General features: G+C 52.8%; 22 protein-coding genes. 19 read left to right on the top strand and 3 right to left on the bottom strand.

All coding sequences use genetic code 11. The annotated features are described in order from the left end of the window. Positions 1–5 precede the first annotated feature (5 nt). From WNY38_RS05330 to WNY38_RS05300, 7 genes are all read left to right on the top strand, one after another. Entirely contained in the window at positions 6–842 is an 837-nt protein-coding gene (locus tag WNY38_RS05330; protein ID WP_342856361.1) for an ABC transporter ATP-binding protein, read from the top strand. Then, positions 839–2,422, top strand: a complete 1,584-nt coding sequence (locus WNY38_RS05325; protein ID WP_342856300.1) for an ABC transporter permease subunit — start codon at positions 839–841, stop codon at positions 2,420–2,422. The genes WNY38_RS05330 and WNY38_RS05325 overlap by 4 nt, the downstream gene beginning before the upstream one ends. After that, a complete protein-coding gene (locus WNY38_RS05320; RefSeq protein ID WP_342856299.1) occupies positions 2,422–2,994 on the top strand; it encodes an aromatic-ring-hydroxylating dioxygenase subunit beta in 573 nt (190 codons plus the stop codon). The genes WNY38_RS05325 and WNY38_RS05320 overlap by 1 nt, the downstream gene beginning before the upstream one ends. Before the next feature lie 23 nt (positions 2,995–3,017). Continuing rightward, positions 3,018–4,466 carry an aromatic ring-hydroxylating dioxygenase subunit alpha gene (locus WNY38_RS05315; protein WP_342856298.1) on the top strand — a complete coding sequence of 483 codons (1,449 nt, stop codon included), beginning with the start codon at positions 3,018–3,020 and terminating at the stop codon, positions 4,464–4,466. Positions 4,467–4,477: 11 nt separating this feature from the next. Continuing rightward, positions 4,478–4,894 carry an ester cyclase gene (locus WNY38_RS05310; protein ID WP_342856297.1) on the top strand — a complete coding sequence of 139 codons (417 nt, stop codon included), beginning with the start codon at positions 4,478–4,480 and terminating at the stop codon, positions 4,892–4,894. 41 nt (positions 4,895–4,935) lie between these two features. Beyond that, positions 4,936–5,907: a 2-oxoglutarate and iron-dependent oxygenase domain-containing protein gene (locus tag WNY38_RS05305; RefSeq protein WP_342856296.1), complete on the top strand. Its 972-nt coding sequence runs from the start codon at positions 4,936–4,938 to the stop codon at positions 5,905–5,907. Between the two features lie 693 nt (positions 5,908–6,600). Then, positions 6,601–7,365, top strand: coding sequence for a DsbA family protein (locus WNY38_RS05300; RefSeq protein WP_342856295.1), 765 nt, complete (start codon positions 6,601–6,603; stop codon positions 7,363–7,365). 9 nt (positions 7,366–7,374) lie between these two features. Here WNY38_RS05300 and WNY38_RS05295 read toward each other — a convergent pair whose 3' ends face one another. Both WNY38_RS05295 and fdxA read right to left on the bottom strand, forming a co-directional pair. Continuing rightward, positions 7,375–8,166 (bottom strand): ferredoxin--NADP reductase, encoded by a 792-nt coding sequence (locus WNY38_RS05295; RefSeq protein WP_342856294.1) that lies wholly within the window; start codon positions 8,164–8,166, stop codon positions 7,375–7,377. A 16-nt stretch (positions 8,167–8,182) separates the two neighbouring features. Continuing rightward, positions 8,183–8,521, bottom strand: coding sequence for a ferredoxin FdxA (fdxA, locus tag WNY38_RS05290; RefSeq protein WP_342856293.1), 339 nt, complete (start codon positions 8,519–8,521; stop codon positions 8,183–8,185). Positions 8,522–8,643: 122 nt separating this feature from the next. Between fdxA and WNY38_RS05285 the strand changes: the two genes are divergently transcribed. The 12 genes from WNY38_RS05285 to WNY38_RS05230 all read left to right on the top strand — a co-directional run bounded on the left by WNY38_RS05285 (position 8,644) and on the right by WNY38_RS05230 (position 18,453). Further along, complete coding sequence (locus WNY38_RS05285; RefSeq protein ID WP_342856292.1) at positions 8,644–8,934, top strand: gamma-butyrobetaine hydroxylase-like domain-containing protein; 291 nt, start codon at positions 8,644–8,646, stop codon at positions 8,932–8,934. Positions 8,935–8,991: 57 nt separating this feature from the next. After that, complete coding sequence (locus tag WNY38_RS05280; protein WP_342856291.1) at positions 8,992–10,737, top strand: fumarate reductase/succinate dehydrogenase flavoprotein subunit; 1,746 nt, start codon at positions 8,992–8,994, stop codon at positions 10,735–10,737. 11 nt (positions 10,738–10,748) lie between these two features. Continuing rightward, a complete protein-coding gene (locus tag WNY38_RS05275) occupies positions 10,749–10,991 on the top strand; it encodes a ferredoxin family protein (protein ID WP_342856290.1) in 243 nt (80 codons plus the stop codon). 6 nt (positions 10,992–10,997) lie between these two features. Beyond that, complete coding sequence (locus WNY38_RS05270) at positions 10,998–11,960, top strand: HEAT repeat domain-containing protein (protein ID WP_342856289.1); 963 nt, start codon at positions 10,998–11,000, stop codon at positions 11,958–11,960. Between the two features lie 316 nt (positions 11,961–12,276). Then, positions 12,277–13,656 (top strand): ABC transporter substrate-binding protein, encoded by a 1,380-nt coding sequence (locus WNY38_RS05265; RefSeq protein WP_342856288.1) that lies wholly within the window; start codon positions 12,277–12,279, stop codon positions 13,654–13,656. Positions 13,657–13,734: 78 nt separating this feature from the next. Further along, on the top strand, positions 13,735–14,625 hold the full coding sequence (locus WNY38_RS05260) for an ABC transporter permease (RefSeq protein WP_342856287.1): 891 nt from the start codon (positions 13,735–13,737) through the stop codon (positions 14,623–14,625). Beyond that, on the top strand, positions 14,622–15,296 hold the full coding sequence (locus WNY38_RS05255) for a hypothetical protein (RefSeq protein ID WP_342856286.1): 675 nt from the start codon (positions 14,622–14,624) through the stop codon (positions 15,294–15,296). The genes WNY38_RS05260 and WNY38_RS05255 overlap by 4 nt, the downstream gene beginning before the upstream one ends. Then, the gene (locus WNY38_RS05250; RefSeq protein ID WP_342856285.1) at positions 15,289–16,128 is read left to right on the top strand and encodes an ABC transporter ATP-binding protein; all 840 of its coding nucleotides are present in this window, start codon (positions 15,289–15,291) and stop codon (positions 16,126–16,128) included. The genes WNY38_RS05255 and WNY38_RS05250 overlap by 8 nt, the downstream gene beginning before the upstream one ends. Continuing rightward, entirely contained in the window at positions 16,125–16,721 is a 597-nt protein-coding gene (locus tag WNY38_RS05245; protein WP_342856284.1) for an SCO family protein, read from the top strand. The genes WNY38_RS05250 and WNY38_RS05245 overlap by 4 nt, the downstream gene beginning before the upstream one ends. After that, positions 16,718–17,149, top strand: coding sequence for a copper chaperone PCu(A)C (locus WNY38_RS05240; protein WP_342856283.1), 432 nt, complete (start codon positions 16,718–16,720; stop codon positions 17,147–17,149). The genes WNY38_RS05245 and WNY38_RS05240 overlap by 4 nt, the downstream gene beginning before the upstream one ends. Beyond that, the gene (locus tag WNY38_RS05235) at positions 17,139–17,732 is read left to right on the top strand and encodes a c-type cytochrome (protein ID WP_342856282.1); all 594 of its coding nucleotides are present in this window, start codon (positions 17,139–17,141) and stop codon (positions 17,730–17,732) included. Before WNY38_RS05240 ends, WNY38_RS05235 begins: the two co-directional genes overlap by 11 nt. Further along, positions 17,719–18,453: a Crp/Fnr family transcriptional regulator gene (locus WNY38_RS05230; protein ID WP_342856281.1), complete on the top strand. Its 735-nt coding sequence runs from the start codon at positions 17,719–17,721 to the stop codon at positions 18,451–18,453. The genes WNY38_RS05235 and WNY38_RS05230 overlap by 14 nt, the downstream gene beginning before the upstream one ends. On the opposite strand, the gene WNY38_RS05225 is transcribed toward WNY38_RS05230, so the two are convergent. Continuing rightward, positions 18,447–19,106 (bottom strand): Crp/Fnr family transcriptional regulator, encoded by a 660-nt coding sequence (locus WNY38_RS05225; RefSeq protein WP_342856280.1) that lies wholly within the window; start codon positions 19,104–19,106, stop codon positions 18,447–18,449. The two genes, WNY38_RS05230 and WNY38_RS05225, sit on opposite strands and share 7 nt — an antisense overlap. Between the last annotated feature and the right edge of the window lie 228 nt (positions 19,107–19,334).

Below are 19,334 nucleotides of genomic sequence, written 5' to 3'. Positions count from 1 at the left end.
TGTCGATGAAGCGCAGTGAACAAGACCCTACGTCTGATAAAGGGCCGCCCAAAGTCGAAACATGGGCTGTTAATAAAGTTTTCGGACACGGGGCCTCTGCGGTTCAAGCTGTAAGTGACGTAGAGCTTACTCTTGAGCCGGGGACGACCACTGCGCTTGTCGGGCCTTCGGGCTGCGGGAAGTCGACGTTGTTGCGGATGATCGCAGGGTTGGAAGATCCAACATCTGGGGCCATCCGTATCGGCGGCGAGGAACCACATGTCGTCGCACGCCAAGGACGATTGTCTGTTGCTTTTCAAGATCCGTCGCTTCTGCCGTGGCGGACTGCGGCATCCAACGTGGCGTTGGCGCGTCGGTTGGCGGGCCTGCCTAAAGACCCTGAAAAGGTACAAAAACTCCTGTCGTTGGTCGGGCTTGACGGATTTGAAGACAAGCGACCTGCCGAATTGTCTGGTGGCATGCGGCAACGCTGTGCCATTGCGCGATGTTTGGCGACCGGCGCACGGTTGCTGCTTCTAGATGAACCTTTTGGTGCGGTTGACGAGATGACGCGCCGCCGTCTGAACCTTGAATTGCCACGCGTTTGGGAAGGGCAGGGCACGACAACTCTGCTTGTAACGCATTCGGTGACTGAGGCCGTTTTGCTGTCCGACCGCGTGATCGTGATGAGCCATCGTCCCGCCCGTATCAGCGCGGACATTGCTATCAGCATCGCACGACCACGACGTGCGTCTCACCTCACCAGCCCAGCGTTCCTTGGCTATGTGACGCAGATCAATTCCGCATTGGGAATTGTTGATGACCCTGCCGAAGATAACACAGCGCTGACGGTATCTATATGACATCGCAACACTTTTTGACAGCGCCTAAAGTGCGGACTTATTTTGCATTTTCTGTCCTGTTAATCCTGTGGGAATTGGTGTCACGGCTGGCTTTTTCTCAGCTTTATATCATCTCCCCGCCTACGGCGATTTTCCTGCGGATCATTGAAGGCCTGCCGCTTTACGGACGGGCTTTGGGCACCACTGTTTCCGAGGCGCTTTTGGGGTTCGTCGCGGGCAATCTTGCAGCGATTATTCTTGCCACGTTGGTTGTCGCCATGCCCCGGATTGAGCGGTTGGTACAGGCCATTGCATTGGTTGTTTTCTGTTTGCCGCTTGTGGCGACTGGCCCAATTTTGCGAGTAATTTATGGCCCCGGTTGGGGACCACAGGTCACATTGGCCGCGTTATCAGTGTATTATACGACTTTCGTTCCATTGGTTGTCGGACTGCGTGCCGTTCCGCCCAGTTGGCTGGATCTGGTCGCAAGTTATGGACGCAGCCGTTGGACGGCGATCACCGTTGTGCGCGCACGTGCAAGTCTGCCCTATTTGGTTGCCAGTCTAAAAATTGCGGCACCTGCAGCTTTTCTAGGCGCGATCGTTGGTGAATTTACAGGGGCAGATCGCGGCATTGGAGTACTTGGTATTCAAGCTATGCGTACGCTAGATGTGGATGGAACTTGGGCATTGGCCACGATTGCCTCGGCTGTGGCGATTATAGGTTATGCCTTGGTGGGCTGGGCTGGGCGTCTCTTATCGATTGGTGAACCGCCAACGCTTATGGTGTCTCCTTCTGTTAAAGCCCCCAAAGTTTTCTGGCAAAGAATCGGCTTGGCCATTGGTGCGCCTTTGTTGTCAATTACAGTGGTTCTGTTGTTGTGGCAGATTTCCATGGATACGCTGGATTTGTCGCGTTTCTTTGCCAAACGTCCTGGCGATGTTTGGGCGTATCTCATGACAAGTTCGCAGGCCGTGGCGCACCGCAGCGAATTGTTTGCAGCGCTCAGTGAAACGATGGTCGTCACTGTATTGGGTTATTTTACTGGCCTCGCACTTGGTGCAGTTTTGGCAGCGGTGTTTTGCCTGCTGCCAGCTGTAGAAAAAGTCGCCTCCCCTGTGGCTATTGCTCTGCGTTCTATTCCGATTGTGACAACTGCTCCGCTCTTGGTTTTGGCGTTAGGGCGGGGGCAAGTTGGGATGCTGACGATCGTTGCTGTGATGATCTTTTTTCCAACGTTGGTGTCCTGTTTGCATGGATTGCGTCAGTCACCAGGACAAGTGATCGACTATTTTGATAGCTTCCGCGCACCGCCCCTGACGCAACTGTTTTTGGCGCGGGTTCCCGCGATGTTGCCGTCCTTGTTTGCCGCCGCACGCATGGCTGTACCGATGGCCGTTTTGGCTGCCACAGTTGCGGAATGGCTGGCCACAGGAACAGGCATTGGCAACCTTATGGCGCTGACCAGTTCGACCAGCAATTACAATATGTTGTGGAGCTGTGTGACCATTCTCACTATCGTTTCCGTTGCAGGCTACGCGCTGGTCGCGATGCTTGAACGGCGCGTTCTTTCCCACTTTGCCCCTGAACAGGTGATATAATGACTGACCAACCTTTAGGCCTTTCCAAGACGCTGGCCCTGTATGAAAGCCTTGTCGCCGATGTGGCTTTTCTTGACGCGGCCCCTGTCGTGTTTGATGGCGCATTGGCAGCCGAGGTCATGGCGACTTTGGTCGGCGAGGCGCGCCTGTTGGATCGTCGCCAATTTGATAAGTGGTATGATTTATGGGCCGAGGATGCGGCGTTCTGGGTGCCTTTGCATCAAAATCACCATCCCGCGCGAGATCAAGGCCTGATCATGGATGACCATCGCCGCCTGCGTGAACGGGTGTGGCGGATGCATGATACATCGGCTTGGGCTTTGGTGCCCTATGCGCAGACTGTGCGCATGGTGGGCGGGGTTGAGGCATGGCCATTGCCTGACAGCGATGCGGATGTGATCGCCACCAGCGCGATCAGCATCACGCACGAGCGCACCGGCAAAGTGACGGTTTTGGCGGGACGACAAATCCACCGCCTGCGACGCACAGATAATGGGTGGCAGATTGTACGCAAGATAATGCTTTGCCCTGCGATTTCCGCTGGAATGCCCCATCTGGGCTGGATCCTTTGATGACTATGAACGGGAGACCCACCATGGGTGAAAATATGGGTAAAAATGACCCTGAAACCAATCTTGAACGCGATATTTCCGACAGCCTGCGCCCCGACGCGATTGTCGCGCGAGGGCCTGATTTGACCGATGAAGTGGAGCACCTGATCCGCAAGGATGTTGTGCATCGCCGCGTTTATACGGACCCTGATCTTTTTAATATCGAGATGGATCGGATCTTTGGCGCGACGTGGTGCTTTATCGGCCATGAATCCGAAGTGCCCGAACCTGGCGATTTTGTGCGCAAAAGATTGGGCAAGCGTCAGATCATTTTGGTGCGCACCCGCAAAGGCGAAATCCGTGGATTGCTGAACCGTTGTAGCCACCGCGGCACCACGTTGGTCGGCGAAGAAGAAGGCTGCGCCAAGCGCTTTACCTGCCCCTATCATGGCTGGGCGTTTGATCTTGATGGTCATCTGCAAAGCCTGCCTGTGGCCGACAGTTACAGCAAGCTTTATGAGCGGCCTTTTGATTTGGGGCAGATCAAAGTTGTTTCCCATCGCGGCTTTGTCTTTGGCACCTTGGCAGCAGAGCCTATGCCGCTTGATGAGTGGCTCGGGCCAGCGAAGCTTTGGCTCGATGAGCATATTGATCGTCACCCTAGCGGCAACATCCGTGTGCTTAAAGCGCCGATCAAACAGACCTATAAGGCCAACTGGAAAATGGCGTGGGACAATGCCGCCGACGGCATCCATGCGACCTTTGCGCACCGGTCTTACAACCTGCTGGGCAAAGAGGCCGAGACCGACACCATCTTGTCGCGCAATCCTGCGGTTTCTCCCATGGTAGGCTACACTCTTGGTCACGGGCACTGTGTTGTTGATCAGCGTCCAGGCATTCCCGATGGGCCGTGGTCGACCATGCGGCCCCTACCAACGCGCGAAGATCTTGAGGCCTCACTGAAAGAACGGGGCGGTGATATCCCGCGCGAGACATGGGACCTGATGACTGGCAATATGGTCAATCTGAACATCTTCCCGAACTTGATTTTCGTGGGCAACCAGATGGTTGTGCCTGAACCTATTTCGGCTGATGAAACCTTGATGAATTACTACCTCGTGATGGCGGACGAGACGCCTGAGGAAGTGAATTTGATGCGGATGCGCGTGGACGAAGATTTCATGTCTTTCGGTATTCCCGATGATTTTGAAATGTTTGAGCGGGTCCAAGAAGGTTTGCAAACCATCGAAGAGGAATGGGTTGATGTCAGCCGTGGCGATGACGCAGGCGATGTGGTCGATGAATACGGCTTGGCCACAGGGGACCTCGCTTCAGAAGCGCCCATTCGACACTACATGCAAGAATGGAAACGCATTATGGCGAAACCTATTCCCACGACGATCCGCCGCGCGCGGATCGAAGACAGCAAATTCATGAAAGCTCAGAAACTTAAAGCGGAATCGGCTGCAGCAGCTGCCGCCGACGCAAAATAAGGACGATCGATATGACAACTGACAGCAACAAAGCCCTCGTGCGGGCCTATCACACTGAGCTTTGGGAAAAGGGCGATAAGACCTCTATCGACCGATACTGGAGCGCGGATGCCAAGGTCGACGTGACCGATTTTGACAGCAATGCCATCGACGCGATTCATGACGACGTGGCGCGCTACTGGGGGGCCTTCAAAGACGTTGAAACTGAAATTTTGACGTTGGTTGCCGAAGGGGACCAAGTTGTTTTGCACTGGCAAACGTCCGGTCTGCATTTTGGCCCTTACGGCGATGTCGCGGCCACCAATAAGCGGATCACCATGGCGGGGATCGATATTTTGCGCATCGAGAATGAGCGCATTGTTGAGTGTTCGTCCATGTGGGACGGGCTGAGCGTTTATGACCAGCTGGGCGTGCTCAACATCGGGTAACGCGCTTTTGTGCACCATTTTAAATAGAACGGAGACCAAAAATGGCCGAGTTCACACTTCCTATCGTTGATATTTCGCCTTTCCTTGAGGGCACGGCTGCGGGCAAAGAGCGGGTCGTCTGCGAGTTTGCTGATGCCTTTGAAAGCGTCGGCTTTGCGGTCATCACGGGCCACGGCGTGCCTGAAATCTTGACCAATGGGCTCTATGACGCCGCGACTGAGTTCTTTCAGGAACCTTTTGACGCCAAGATGACCTATTCCCCGCCTGAGGCTGCGAAAAGCCGTGGGTATCTGCCCATGGGTATGGAAAGCGTCGCCAAAACCCTGAAAGGGGAAACGCCGCCAGATCTGTGCGAGGCACTGGTGTTTGGCGCGCCACATCATGAGGGCGAAGAGGGGCACAGCGCTAATTTCTACCCCGAAACACCGGCGAGTCTTGCCGGTTTGGTGACAGAATATACCGACGCGATCTTAACGCTGAACGCCGCCTTGATGCGCCTGTCTGCGCTGGCGCTGGATCTGCCAGAAGATTACTTCGCGCCGATGTATGCGGATCCCTCGCTGACCCTGCGTTTTGTGAATTACCCAGACCAAGACACTGATCCTCTGCCTGGCCAATTGCGCTATGGCGAGCATCATGATTACGGCGCGATCACCATTTTGCGCCAAGATGCCGCCCCAGGCGGTCTTGAGGTGATGGCTCTTGACGGCACATGGCATGAAGCAAAAGTCATTCCAGAATCTTTTGTCATCAATGTGGGCGATTTGCTGTCGCGCTGGACCAATGATCGCTGGCGCTCCACTTTGCACCGTGTATCCAATCCTGCGCGCACCGCGACGGGTTCCACGCGCCGTTTGTCCATGGTGGCCTTTACCGGGCCTGCGGGTGACACGACTGTCTCGGCCTTACCAAGCTGCGTGTCACAAGACGCGCCGGCCAAATATGAGCCAGTATCGGCTGGCGATTACATCATGTCCAAAATCCGTGCGTCCCACGATCTTGCAAAGACATAGGGATCCATTCCCAAGGTCAGGCTCGGCTTCTCTCGTGCTCTGCAGGAGTGCGGGGGCCCGTCCGAGGCCGTCGAGGATGTTTTCGTGGGGCGGCTGGCCTTTGGCCTAGTCAGGTTGTTGGTGGTCGAATTCGGCCAAGTTCCCAATGATCTCAGCGTTTCGAAATAAAGCTTTTTGGTGCAGTGGGTTCATGTGTCTGACGTCAGCGCTTACCAATGCAGCCTGTGACGTTTTTAGAGAACGAACTAGAGGCGTCTCTCCCAACGCCATTGCCAGATCGCCAGTGCATATCACAAGGTCCTCGACCTTCCACCAGACGGTTTTGTTGCACAAATCAACGGTGACTTGGAACACGCCCTATCACCTCGCCTGCAGGTTGGATCAGGGCGGCGTCTGCACCGTGCCTTGCGTCACTGGATTTGTGCGGGTGTATGAGCGTGGTGGTGGGTGATTGTCATCGGTTTATGAGGCGGCATCAAGCCGCGACAGGTCCAGACTGCTCACGCATGAAATTTGGACGAAGTCGATCCATGGTGCTCATGATTCAACCAAATCGTTTATTCAGTCGCTCTATGTGTTGTGAAACATCGCGTAAATTTTTCCGCACCCGCAGGGTCTATTGAGGCTTTGAAATTCTTGAGACCAAAGCATGTTACGCAATGCGGTCGAACTTTTGAAAGGGACGATAATACTATGGAGCCCATTTTATCCCATATCGATTTCAAGGCTGTCTTTTCTTCAGTGAAAGGTCTTGTGCGGGCGTTCGCAATGGGCAGTGCGGCTGCTTTGATGTGTAGCACGCCATTGCGCGCTGACACTGATGTTATTTTTGGCGAAAAAGTGCGCCAGTATTTGCTTGAAAATCCTCAGGTCATTTTGGAAGCTATGGATCTGTTGGCCGCTCAACAACAGCAGACCTTCACGCGCGATCTGATCGCGCCATATGTGACAGACTTGTTCGAGACTGAGATGGATTTACGCATGGGGGCTGCTGACGCGTCGCGCGTGATTGTTGAATTTTTCGATTACAATTGCGCAGTGTGCAGGGCCAATGTGCCTGCGATGCGTACTTTTATTGCGGCGAATCCCGATGTGGCGATTGTCAAAAAACATCTGCCTATATTGACGCCGGGATCTGAGCGCGTTGCGCGTTTTGTATTGGCTGCGCGCAAGGTTTATGGCAGTGAAGCATATTCAAATTTGCACAACGCGCTGTACGCAAAAGTTGGACCGTCCAATCTCAGCCGATTGTCGAATTATGCCAGTGATTTGGGTCTGGATGCGGATAAAATTATTGCTGAAATGCAAGACGAAGAGATCAGTGCGATTATAGATCGGCACCGCACCATCGCCATCGCCTTGCAGGTGGTCGGGACGCCAACATTTGCGACCCGAGATAAGATACATGTGGGGGCTGTGACGCCTGAAATTTTAGCCGAATTGGCCCCCGTGCGCTAACGAAAGCCGCTAGTCGACAAAGGCCTTTTCAACAACAAATTCAGCGGGCTGGCTGTTGGCGCCTTCAGATAAGCCTTGCGCTTCACACAACGCCATTATGTCTTTGTTGAGCGCCATATTTCCACAGACCATCACGCGATCTTCAGCACTGTTCCAGTGCGGCAGACCGAGTTTTTCAAACACTTGTCCTGTACGAATATGATCGCTGATACGGCCTTCGTTTTCTGAAGGCTCGCGCGTCGTTGTCGGATAATAGTGCAGCTTGTCGCCCACCAATTCGCCAATCAACGGATCGTCAGGCAGAGCGTTTGCCAGCGCGGCTCCATAGGCCAGTTCATCTTTGGTACGGCAGGTGTGGGCGAGGATCACCTCGTCATATTGCTCGTAGGTTTCAGGATCACGCAGCAAGGCGGCGAAAGGCGCAACACCTGTGCCGGTGCATATCATCCAAAGCCGTTTTCCAGGCAACAAAGCATCCAATACCAATGTGCCAACGGGTTTGGGGCGTAAAATAATCTCATCGCCTTCTTTGATCTTTTGCAACCGCGATGTCAGCGGTCCATCGGGGACTTTGATCGAGTAGAATTCCAGTTCCTCGTCCCATGACGGAGAAGCGATTGAATAAGCGCGTAAAAGCGGTCTGCCGTCGTCTTTAAGCAAACCAATCATCACAAATTCGCCGGAGCGAAACCGCAAGGACTGCGGGCGCGAGACGCGAAAGGAAAACAGGGTGTCTGTCCAATGGGTGACCGATGTCACGATTTGTGCATCGGGGAGTGTTTTAACTGCTGGAGTGTTCATATGTGCTTTCGTCTGATCAGTCCTGTTCTGCAGGCGCTTCCGAGAACAGGGTTTCAAGTTTATTCGGTGTTCCGTCGTGGTCATCCGCGTCAGGCAAAGGGTCTTTTGAACTTAGGATAACGGGCCAAACGGCTGCATATTTGGTGTTCAACGCAACCCATTTTTCAGCGTTCGGATCGGTGTCTGCCACGATGGCATCCGCAGGGCATTCTGGTTCGCACACACCGCAATCGATGCATTCTGATGGGTCGATCACTAGCATGTTTTCGCCCTCGTAAAAACAATCGACGGGACAAACATCCACGCAGTCGGTGTATTTGCAGGCGATACAGTTGTCGGTCACAGCATAGGTCATAGGGGCTCTTTCTTGTTGTTGTGACCTACTTTTCAGGAATCAAATTTAATGTCCGTCAAGTAATTGCTATTGGCGATTTCTGCACTGCGGCAAGGTGAAAAAAACAACGGTAAAGGTGGAAAATGCTCGATTCACTTCAGGTGTCAGAAGACCTGACACGGCTCACAATGTGTTGGCTGGATGGGCCCTCGTCGGAATTGTCGGCGCAAATATTGCGTCAAGAGGCGCGCGACGCGGCCTCGGTTCGGGCCCGCCATGATCATGGCCATTTTGCAGTTGCCGCAGATTTGCAAATCACAGCGCTCGAACCCGTAGGAGGCTTTGGCGTGAACATCCATTTCTCGGACGGACATGATCGAGGGATCTATCCTTTTGTGTATCTCAAGGAATTGAGTGAGCGGTTTGACAATTAACTGACATATCTACGCCGCATCGCGGCGCATGCTGAATGAAATCTTAAGGAGATTCTCATGGACGACATCCTCGATGGCATTGACCAAATTGACTGCGACATTCTTGTCATAGGAGGTGGTACGGCGGGCCCGATGGCCGCGCTGAAGGCTAAGCGTAAAAACCCTAACGCCAATGTTGTTTTGCTGGAAAAGGCGCATGTGAAGCGCTCTGGCGCGATCTCCATGGGTATGGACGGTCTCAACAATTCGGTGATCCCCGGGTATGCGACGCCAGAGCAATACACCAAAGAAATCACCATCGCCAATGACGGTATCGTCGACCAAGCGCCAATCTATCGCTACGCTGAAGAATGCTACGGCATTATTCAAGAGCTCGACGATTTCGGCATTCGGTTCCAAAAGGACCAAAACGGCGAATATGATGTTAAAAAAGTGCACCACATCGGCACTTACGTTCTGCCAATGCCCAACGGTGACACCGTCAAAAAGGCGCTGTACCGTCAGTTGCGCAAAGCCCGTATTAAAATTTCCAACCGGTACATGGCCACACGTTTGCTGACAGGCGAAGGCCGTGTCGCAGGCGCAATTTGTGTCAATACGCGCTCTGCTGAGTTCCTTGTGATCCGCGCCAAAGCCGTGATTATGTGCTTGGGGGCCGCGGGCCGTTTGGGTCTGCCAACATCTGGGTATTTGTACGGCACTTACGAGAACCCGACCAACTCTGGTGAGGGCTATTCCATGGCCTACCATGCAGGCGCTGGCCTCGCGAACCTTGAGTGCTATCAGATCAACCCGCTGATTAAAGATTACAACGGTCCTGCCTGTGCCTATGTTGCTGGCCCGCTTGGCGGCTACACAGCCAACGCCCAAGGCGATCGTTTCATCGAATGCGATTATTGGTCCGGCCAAATGATGCAGGAATTCTACGATGAATTACAGGGCGGCAAAGGCCCAGTGTATTTGAAATTGAACCACCTCGCCGAAGAAACGGTGTCCGAAATCGAACGCGTCTTGCACATCGTGGAACGTCCCACGCGCGGCCATTTCCATGCGGGGCGCGGCACAGATTACCGCAAACAAATGATTGAGATGCATATCTCTGAAATCGGCTTTTGTTCAGGTCACTCGGCTTCTGGAGTGTTCGTTGACGAGAATGCAAAGACCACGATGGATGGTCTTTATGCAGCGGGCGACATGGCGAACGTGCCGCACAACTACATGTTGGGCGCGTTCACCAATGGCGCAATCGCGGGCGAAGAAGCGGTTGATTACATTAAAGATGTTGATTTTGCTAAGTTCGATATGGGCGAAGTGGATCGCGAACGTACACGTGTATTGGCCCCAACCAAACGCGATGACGGCATCCCGCCAAATCAGATCGAATACAAGACACGTCGCTTGGTCAACGACTACCTTCAGCCGCCAAAAGTGACAGCCAAAATGTTGACTGCACAGGCACGTTTCGAAGAAGTGCGCCACGCGATGGAAACCGAGATGTACGTCAAAGACAGCCACGAATTGATGCGTGCGCTTGAGGCGTCATCGGTGATGGATTGTGCGGATATGGCAGCCTCTGCGTCGCTGTACCGGACCGAAAGCCGTTGGGGTCTGTACCACAACCGCGTGGAATATGAGCAAAACGACGAAGATTGGTTCTGCCACACCATCATGACCAAAGGCGCGGACGGCAAGCCGACCAGCCGCAAGCAAGATGTCAAACCATACATCGTTGAAATCGATGAAGCCGACAAAGGCGCTTATGCCAACCAACGTGTCACATCTGACACCGTAGCAGCAGAATAAGGACGCCGACTATGCCTCTGGCCCAAACCTCTACCTCCGTCCCAGTAATTGTTGATGATGCGCTTTGCATTGCCGACAAAGGCTGTACCGTCTGTGTTGACGTCTGTCCTTTGGATGTTTTGCGCATCGCCAAAATGGCTGACGACTCAAAGACAGCCTACATGAAGTACGACGAATGTTGGTACTGCATGCCGTGTGAGACAGATTGCCCGACGGGCGCTGTCACCGTGAACCTACCATTTTTGCTGAGGTAAGCGGATATGATCGATATTTTTGAAGACTTTAGCGACATTGAAGAACTGGCCGAAGACTTGAATGATCCCGCACCCGGTGCGCGTATCATGGCAGTGATTGAATTGGCTGACAGTGCTGATCCTGCAGCGATTCCTTATATCGCCAAAGCGATTGAGGATGAGGATGCAGGCGTACGGTTGCGTGCTGCGACTGTGTTAACTGACTTTGATGGCCCTGAAACCTCAGCCGCGCTTGTGATCGCGTTGAGCGATGTGGACGAGGCGGTGCGCAAAGCGGCCGCGTTCAGTTTGACCGAGTTGAAAGACCCAGAAGCTGGCACACCGCTTTTACCCTGTGTGGAGTCTGCGGATGAGTTCGTCAAAGTTTCTGCGCTGTGTGGCTTGAAAGAATTGCGTCGCCCTGACGCTTTGGCCCCTGCAATTGCAGCGCTTAAAGACAGCTCACCCGCTGTGCGCGCAGCGGCGGTGCAAGTGATTGGCTGGCTGCAAGATGAAACAGCGTTGCCTGCTATGATGGCAGCGGCGCGTGATGAGGACCCAAGCGTGCGACGCACAGCTGTGGCAACCTTTGGCTTTACCTCTGGCGAGCACGCTGAGGCCGCTTTGATCAAAGCACTTGGCGATGAGAATTGGCAAGTGCGTGAGGCGGGCGCAGAAACCTTGGCCAAGGCGGGTTCTGCCGCTGTTGAGGCTGACCTTATGGCCGCTTTGGACGATGATTATTGGCAGGTGCGCCTCAAAGCGGTGCGCTCGTTGGGCAAATTGGGTTTGACGGCGGCAGCGCCAAAAATCGGACCAATGATGTCTTTGGATATCCCGAACCTGCGCAAAGAATGCGCGGCTGTTTTGGGCGAATTGGCTGTCCCTGAGAGCGCTGTGTTCTTGGAAGACTACCGCGATGACGTGGATCCCGATGTACGCAAAAACGTACGTTGGGCGCTCGATAAAATCGCGCAAAGCGTAGCATAACTGCGCTCAAGTTTAACAGTTTTTACCTTAAGCCACCAAGCTTTGCTTGGTGGCTAATTTTGCGTCAATTTTTCTTTTAACACTTTGAATTTAAATAATAAAATTTAACGATTCGAATCGGTCATAACGCAAGAATTCCCCTTTATTTCGGCTCATTTTTGCCCGTGGTAGGATTATTGTGCCGAAAAAATGCGCATCGGACCATTTGATTTTTAAAAAGGTTATTTTGCCCCCCAGAAACGTAGACATTACACCTCCACCGTCCAGATAATGATTTCAATAAATAATAAACAGTCTGACAAACATGGAGTTGAATATGAAGTTTTCACGCACACTGGTTGCCCCGCTTTTGGCCGCCAGCCTCACAACATTTGCGAGCAGCCTTTCCGCAGAAACAATCGAGATCGCCGTTGGTCACCAATCGATGTGTACTGATACGTACACGGCCGGCATTGTGATCAAAGAACTTGGTTTGTTGCAAAAGTATCTGCCGACAGATGGCAAATACGCAGACGCTGAATATGACATCTCTTGGGCTGACTACAGCTCAGGTGGTCCAATCACCAACCAGATGCTCGCCAACAAATTGAACTTTGGCGTCATGGGCGATTACCCTCTGATCGTGAACGGCGCAAAGTTTCAAGAAACAGACAGCCTGAGAACGATCTATGTGGCAGGCACAGGCTATAACCTGAAAGGCTCAGGCAATGCGATTGTCGTGCCTGTGGACAGCGACATCTATTCCATTGATCAGCTGGTCGGCAAAGAGGTGTCGACGCCAGTTGGGTCTGCGGCATGGGGCATGTTGCTCAAAGCGATGCAAGACAACGGCATTGCGACAGAAGACTACACGTTGAAAAACCAAAGCCCTGCTGTTGGCGCCGCCAATATCCAAGCGGGCAAGATCGATGCGCACTCTGATTTCTGCCCATGGTCTGAAATCATGGAATTCCGCGGCACGGGTCGCAAAATTTTTGACGGCTCTGAAACAGGCGTGCCTTACCTGCACGGCGTTGTTGTGCGCGAAGACTTTGCACTGGAATACCCAGAGGTCGTAACGGCCTTTGTGAAAGCTGTCTATGCAGCGGGTGACTGGATCCGTGAAGATCCAATGCGCGCAGTGACGATGATGGAATCTTGGACTGGTGTCGAAAAAGAAGTTCTGTACCTCTATTTCTCAAAAGGCGGTCACTTGACGCTTGATCCAACGATCAAAACTGAGTGGATGGATGCTTTGAAATTCGATCACGGCGTTTTGGTTGCTGAGAAAGCCATCCCACCCTTGGATTTCGATGCATGGATCACAGAAGACTACCTCAAAGCTGCCTATTCAGAGCTGGGTGTCGATTACGAAGCTGAAAAAGCCGTAGCCGTGGACGCTAAGATTGCAAATGCTGGCTTGCCATTCGAAATCTGGCACTCTCGTGAAGGCATCCTGACATTTGACGACGCTCCTAGCTTTTTGACCGCACTGGCGGGCATCCGGGCAGAAGCTTCTAAGGTGAATTCCACTTATGTTTATGATGCCGATACAGGTTTGAAATTGTTCGGTAAAACAGCATTTTGGGTGAAGTCTGGCGATGATTTTTCAACCTTCCTGCGCAAAGGCGAAGCCGAAGCATATGCGGCTTCCAGCGGTGGCGAAATCATCGACTTTGATGAAGCGATCTTAAGCTTTATGCCAACGGACAGCTAAAACGCTTCCATGAAAACGGGTGTTGCAGCGATCGTGCTGCGACACTCAATCGAACTTGATCATAGAGGGGATCATGACGTGCAAAACACTGCTGCTGCTATCGAGGACAGGCTTGAACCGGTTGAAACACCGACGTTGAAAGGCTCTGCCGTCGATCAAATTAAACCGCCTACACCTGTGGCAAAGGCGCGTCTTAAACCAGGTCTATTGAGATCGCTTTTCATCGGCACACTGTCGCTGGCTGTTGGGGTTTTGATGTGGCATCTGGCGGTCGCCTATAAGTTGGATTTCTACATCAGCTTTATGAATGTGCCATCCCCTGCCAAGGTGCTGGCTGCCTTCGTTGAACACATACAAACCGAGGTGTTCTACATCCATATCGGCGTTTCTATGCGCCGGATTTTACTGAGTTATTCCATCGCCACCGTTCTGGGTATCGCATTGGGCGTGATCATGGGGCGCTCCAAATTTGCGCGCTCTTTTTTGATCCCCTACATCGAGGTGATCCGACCGATACCTGCTGTGGCCTGGATTCCTCTAGCGATTTTGATGTGGCCGACCGAGGAAAGCTCGATCATCTACATCACCTTTCTTGGAGCTCTGTTTCCCATTGTTCTCAACACATTGCACGGCGTTGAACAAACCCCTGAAGTTCTGGTGCGCGCGGCCAATTCGCTGGGGGCGTCACGTATGGCGATCTTTTGGCATGTTGTTTTGCCTGCTGCATTGCCATCGATCACAGCGGGACTGGCGATTGGCATGGGCGTCTCTTGGTTTTCACTGCTCGCAGGTGAAATCATCTCGGGTCAGTACGGGATCGGGTACTTTACTTGGAATGCCTACAGCCTGATCAATTACGACGACATTGTCGTCGGGATGTTGGTTATCGGTTTGTTGGGCACAGGATCCACAGCTGCCGTGCGCTTGATCACATCGCCTTTGTTGAAATGGCAAAAGAGAACACGATGACACATGCGCTGAACATACTTTGGGACACCACAAAAAATCATTGGCGTCGGCTGGTGATCTGGGGGCTTGCATTTGCCGTGTTGACGCAAGTGTTCATGCTGATCGCACTGATAGTGCGGTTTCAGGATCTACCAAACTATACGCAATTTTATGACTGGGGCAGCAACGTTGCATGGATTATCCAATCGACACCATCGTGGTCTGATATTCCGCCGATCATTGCCGAAGAGTGGCTGATCGAGATTGGGTTCATGAACTATGATTATGGTCACGGAATTTCCGAGTGGAGCCTCAACGTTATCCCGTCGCGGATGCTCGTGTTGTTCGCGCTTGGGGCACTTGTGGGGCTTTGCCTGACCTTGTCCCAGTCGCGCAATTGCTCATTGGTCGAAAAACGCGGGCTGACTGCGGCCACGGGGGCAGGGACCATCCTTGTTGCGATGACGAACGCCACCATGAGCTGGGTGGTGTGTTGCGCAGCACCCTCATGGGTTGTGGGGCTGACGATGCTGGGCCTTGGCGTTTCCACCTCTTTGGCCATTCAGAATTTTGGCACGCTGATCTCAGTATCAGGCTTTGCGGTTCTGGGATCATTGGCCTTTTACCTTGCTTTGTCGAAATCGCGCCTCGAGCGCACAAAACGCACAAATGGAGTCCTCTCACATGCTTGATGTCTTAAAGTACCAACGGCCCGAAGATGCGCCAAGTTCAGCGGGCAAAGGCCGGATCGAGATCAAGGATGTCGGCATCACCTTTGGCAAAGGCGCCGAGACACACCGCGCGGTTGAGACCACGACGATCACAATCGAGCCGGGGGAATTTGTTTGCATCCTTGGGCCGTCGGGGTGCGGAAAATCCACCTTGATGAACGCGGTCGCGGGCTATGTCACGCCAACTGAAGGCGAAGTGCGTGTGGACGGGGAATTGATCACCAAACCTGGTCAGGATCGCGGCATGGTGTTTCAACAGTATTCCTTGATGCCATGGAAAACCGTTTATGAAAACGTTGCTTTCGGGCCGAAAATGGCGGGGCATTCGCGCGCAGAAGCGGGCTCTATCGCCAATACATTTTTGAACATGGTGGGCTTGAGCAAATTCGGTGATCGTTATCCCGCCGAACTGTCCGGCGGCATGCAGCAACGGGTTGGCATCGCGCGTGCGCTGGCCAATTACCCGTCAGTTTTGTTGATGGATGAACCTTTTGGGGCGCTCGATGCACAGACGCGGTTGATGATGCAAGAAAACCTGCTGAGCATTTGGAAAAAGTTCGGCACGACAGTTGTTTTTGTCACTCATGATGTGGATGAGGCCGTTTTCCTTGCGGACCGCGTCTTGGTCATGAGTGCTGCCCCCGGTCGGATTATACGTGATTTGAAAATCGACCTGCCGCGTCCGCGTGATCCTGAAATGGCCACGGATCCGATCTACATCGCCGCGAAAAAGGAATGCTTGCAATACATCCGTTCCGAAAGCCTGCGGGCGTTTGAGCAGCAGAACCAATGAGGGGTGCGCTGTTTGCCATAACCCTTTGGGCCGCCAGCGCCAGCGCTGTGTTTGCACAGGTGCAAGGCGTCGAACTGGAGGCACCCGAACCGATGCCCGCTTTCGAGCTGACAACGACAGACGGCGAGGTTTTCTCGCGCGAAAATTTGAACGATCAATGGACCATCATCATGTTCGGCTTCAACTCTTGCCCCGATGTCTGTCCTTTTACCTTGAGCAATCTCGAGTATGCCATTAGCGAAACCGCTCTGCGTGTGCGGCCCGAAAATGTGCCCAAAGTGGTGTTCGTTTCTGTCGATCCCGATCGAGATGCCGACAGCGTCAGCGAGTATGCGCAGTTCTTTCATCCTGATTTTCGTGGCGTCACTGGCGCGCGCGACCAAATCGATACTTTGGTTGAAGCCACTGACAGCTTTTATCGCCTGCTGCCCCCAGATCGTGATGGTAACTACGACGTGCAGCATTCCTCCGCTGTCAGCGTGATCGGACCTGGCGGAAATCTGCGCGCCAAACTGCAACCGCCTTTTGATCCAGGCCTCACAGCCGAATTTCTAGCGCGTTTGCAAATCTCATATCGAAAGGAAATCCAATGACGCTAAAAACCCTTCTATTTGCCGCGATGCTTTTCCCTCTGGGCGCTTTCGCCGATAGCCAGCTATCGGCTGAGGCGTGGATCCCGACACCGCCGCCTATGGCCATGTCTCATGCAGCCTATGTGACTTTGCACAATACCGAAGCTGTGCCACGTGTTCTGATTGGGGTGAGCTCTGACACATATGCCATGTCGCATTTGCACGAAACCAAAGAGGTCTCGGGCATGTCCACCATGTCGATGTTGCACCAAATTGAAATTCCCGCTGGCGAGACGCTCACGATGCAACCCGGTGGCTTGCACATCATGCTGATGTCTCCAAAACAACCCGTAGCAGAAGGTGACAGCGTGATGCTGACCTTGAGCTTTGCCAATGGCGAAACGCTTACCGTTGATGCCATGGTCAAAGCGCGTGATTATGGCAGTTAGGGTTGCCCTTATTGCCGCAGTCCTTTGGGGCGGTCCTGTGATGGCCAATTCTTTCGGCTCTGATCAGGACGCGCCCTATGAGGTCTGCGCACTGTGCCATTCTTTGGACGGCGTGTCGCGTATGGCTAAATTTCCGAAACTGGCTGGACAACCCGCGCCCTATATCGAAAAGCAATTGAATGACTTTTTGAGCGGCAGACGCCAAAATGATGGTGGGCAAATGGTGGAAATTGTCACAGAAATTACACCAGACGACATTCCTGTCGTGGCTCAGTGGTTTTCCACGCAACCCGCGCCGCCGCCAGTGGATGCAGGTGATGTGTCTGCTGGCAAAGTTGCGTTTGAAACGCTGGGCTGTTTGGCCTGTCACGACAACGCCCGCGCGAATGACATGACCCCGCATTTGACCGCCCAACACGCTGGGTATTTGCAAAAACAAATGTTGGATTTTCGCGATGGCGCGCGAGACAATGACCCAGGTGGCATGATGCGCGCTGCGATGATACATCTCACAGATCCGCAAATTCTGGAACTGGCAACTTATCTCGCTACAACAACAAGAGAGCGCTATGAAACTCGTTGAAAACCATACCGATCATGACGACCAAAGCGCGATTTTTTTGTCAGAGTATCTTCTAGATCTAAACTCTGGCGCGGGGTTTTTAAACGGCCTTGATGACTTGGATCGTGCCAAAATTCGCAAAGCAGGGTCTCGTCGGTTGATTACAAAGGGCGAGGGTCTGTTTTTTCAAGGCGACCCGCACACCGGCATATGGGTGGTAGAAAAAGGGCGGATGCGATCATTTTACACCGCGCCATCAGGGCGCGAATTGACGCTGGCCTATTGGACGCCCGGTCATTTTGTCGGTGGCCCTGAGGTCTTTGGCCGTGGTCGCCACGTGTGGTCCGGCGATGCGCTCGAAGATTGTGAAGTGCTGTTCATCTCTGGCATGGCACTGCGTGATTTGGTCAGCGAAATTCCCGCCGTCGCTTTAAAGGTGATTGATGGTTTGGTGGCCAAAGGCAATTGCTATTCCGCTTTGATCCAGATGCTGGGCACGCGCACGGTGTCTGAGCGGCTTGAACAACTTTTGGTCATTCTCGCGAGCACCTATGGGCATCACGAAGGCGAGACGATTGTGATAGATCGTTCTATTACTTATGAACAGGTCGCGTCTATCGTTGGAGCGTCGCGCCAATGGGTGACGCAATCGTTAGACAAATTGCAAAAAGAGGGTGTTTTGAATATTTCGCGTCGTCAAATCACCATCTATGACATTGATCGTTTGTCGCAAGATCAATGACGGTTTTCGATGGGGTCTATACCCGCCAGTTTGCGTAACTCAGGTACGTTCAGCACTGAAATTGAATCCCGCTGTCGCGTGATCAGCCCTTCTTTTTCATAGACTTTCAATATAGCGCCAACGGCTTGGCGCGTTGATCCGATTTCACGAGACAATTCCAAAGGGCTCGCGCGCCACAGCGATTCTGTTTGCGCCGTATCGCAGGCCGACACAAGCGCACGCGCCAACCGTTGTGATACAGTATGAAACGCCAAGTTTTGTGCCAACTTGGAATATCTGTCGCCTTTATCACCCAAGCAAATGATCAGCGTTTCGGCGAATTCTGGATCGCTCGCAATCAGTCCGCGCAGGTTGTCTTGGCTGAGATGCAAGGCATCAACTGTGCCCACGGCACTGGCTGACCAGCGCTGCGGGACAGTGCCAAAAATATGTGGCGCGCCGACAAAATCATATTTAGACCACCGCGCCAAACGAAGGTCTCGGCCTGTGTCAGAAAAGTAAATACTCTCTACAACTCCAGACAAAATAATGAAGATTCCATTGGCAGAATCGTCTTGCCGAATAAGCAAGGCCCGATTCGGGAAAACACATCTTTTGCCGACCGCCAACAGGGTGTTTTTTTGATCATGAGTGACTTCATCAAACAAGCGCATTTTTCAAATCCCCTCTATGTTTCACCCAAAAATCACAGGGATGCAATTCGTTGTGGCGTGGTGGTGTATATTGACTAATTCATGGGCGGTTCGCAAGTTGCGTGAAAAACCTTTCAAAACAATTCGTCGACCTAACTACATAATAACATTATACTTTATTTAGTCAATTAACGGTGGCCGCATCTGTGGTCAGGTCCGTTTCTATTTATAAAAATCTGTGAAAAAGAG

Source organism: Pacificibacter sp. AS14 (assembly GCF_038899935.1).
GTDB lineage: Bacteria > Pseudomonadota > Alphaproteobacteria > Rhodobacterales > Rhodobacteraceae > Celeribacter.
Note: the sequence above shows the minus strand (reverse complement) of the source record. Positions and strands in the feature narration are given on the sequence as shown.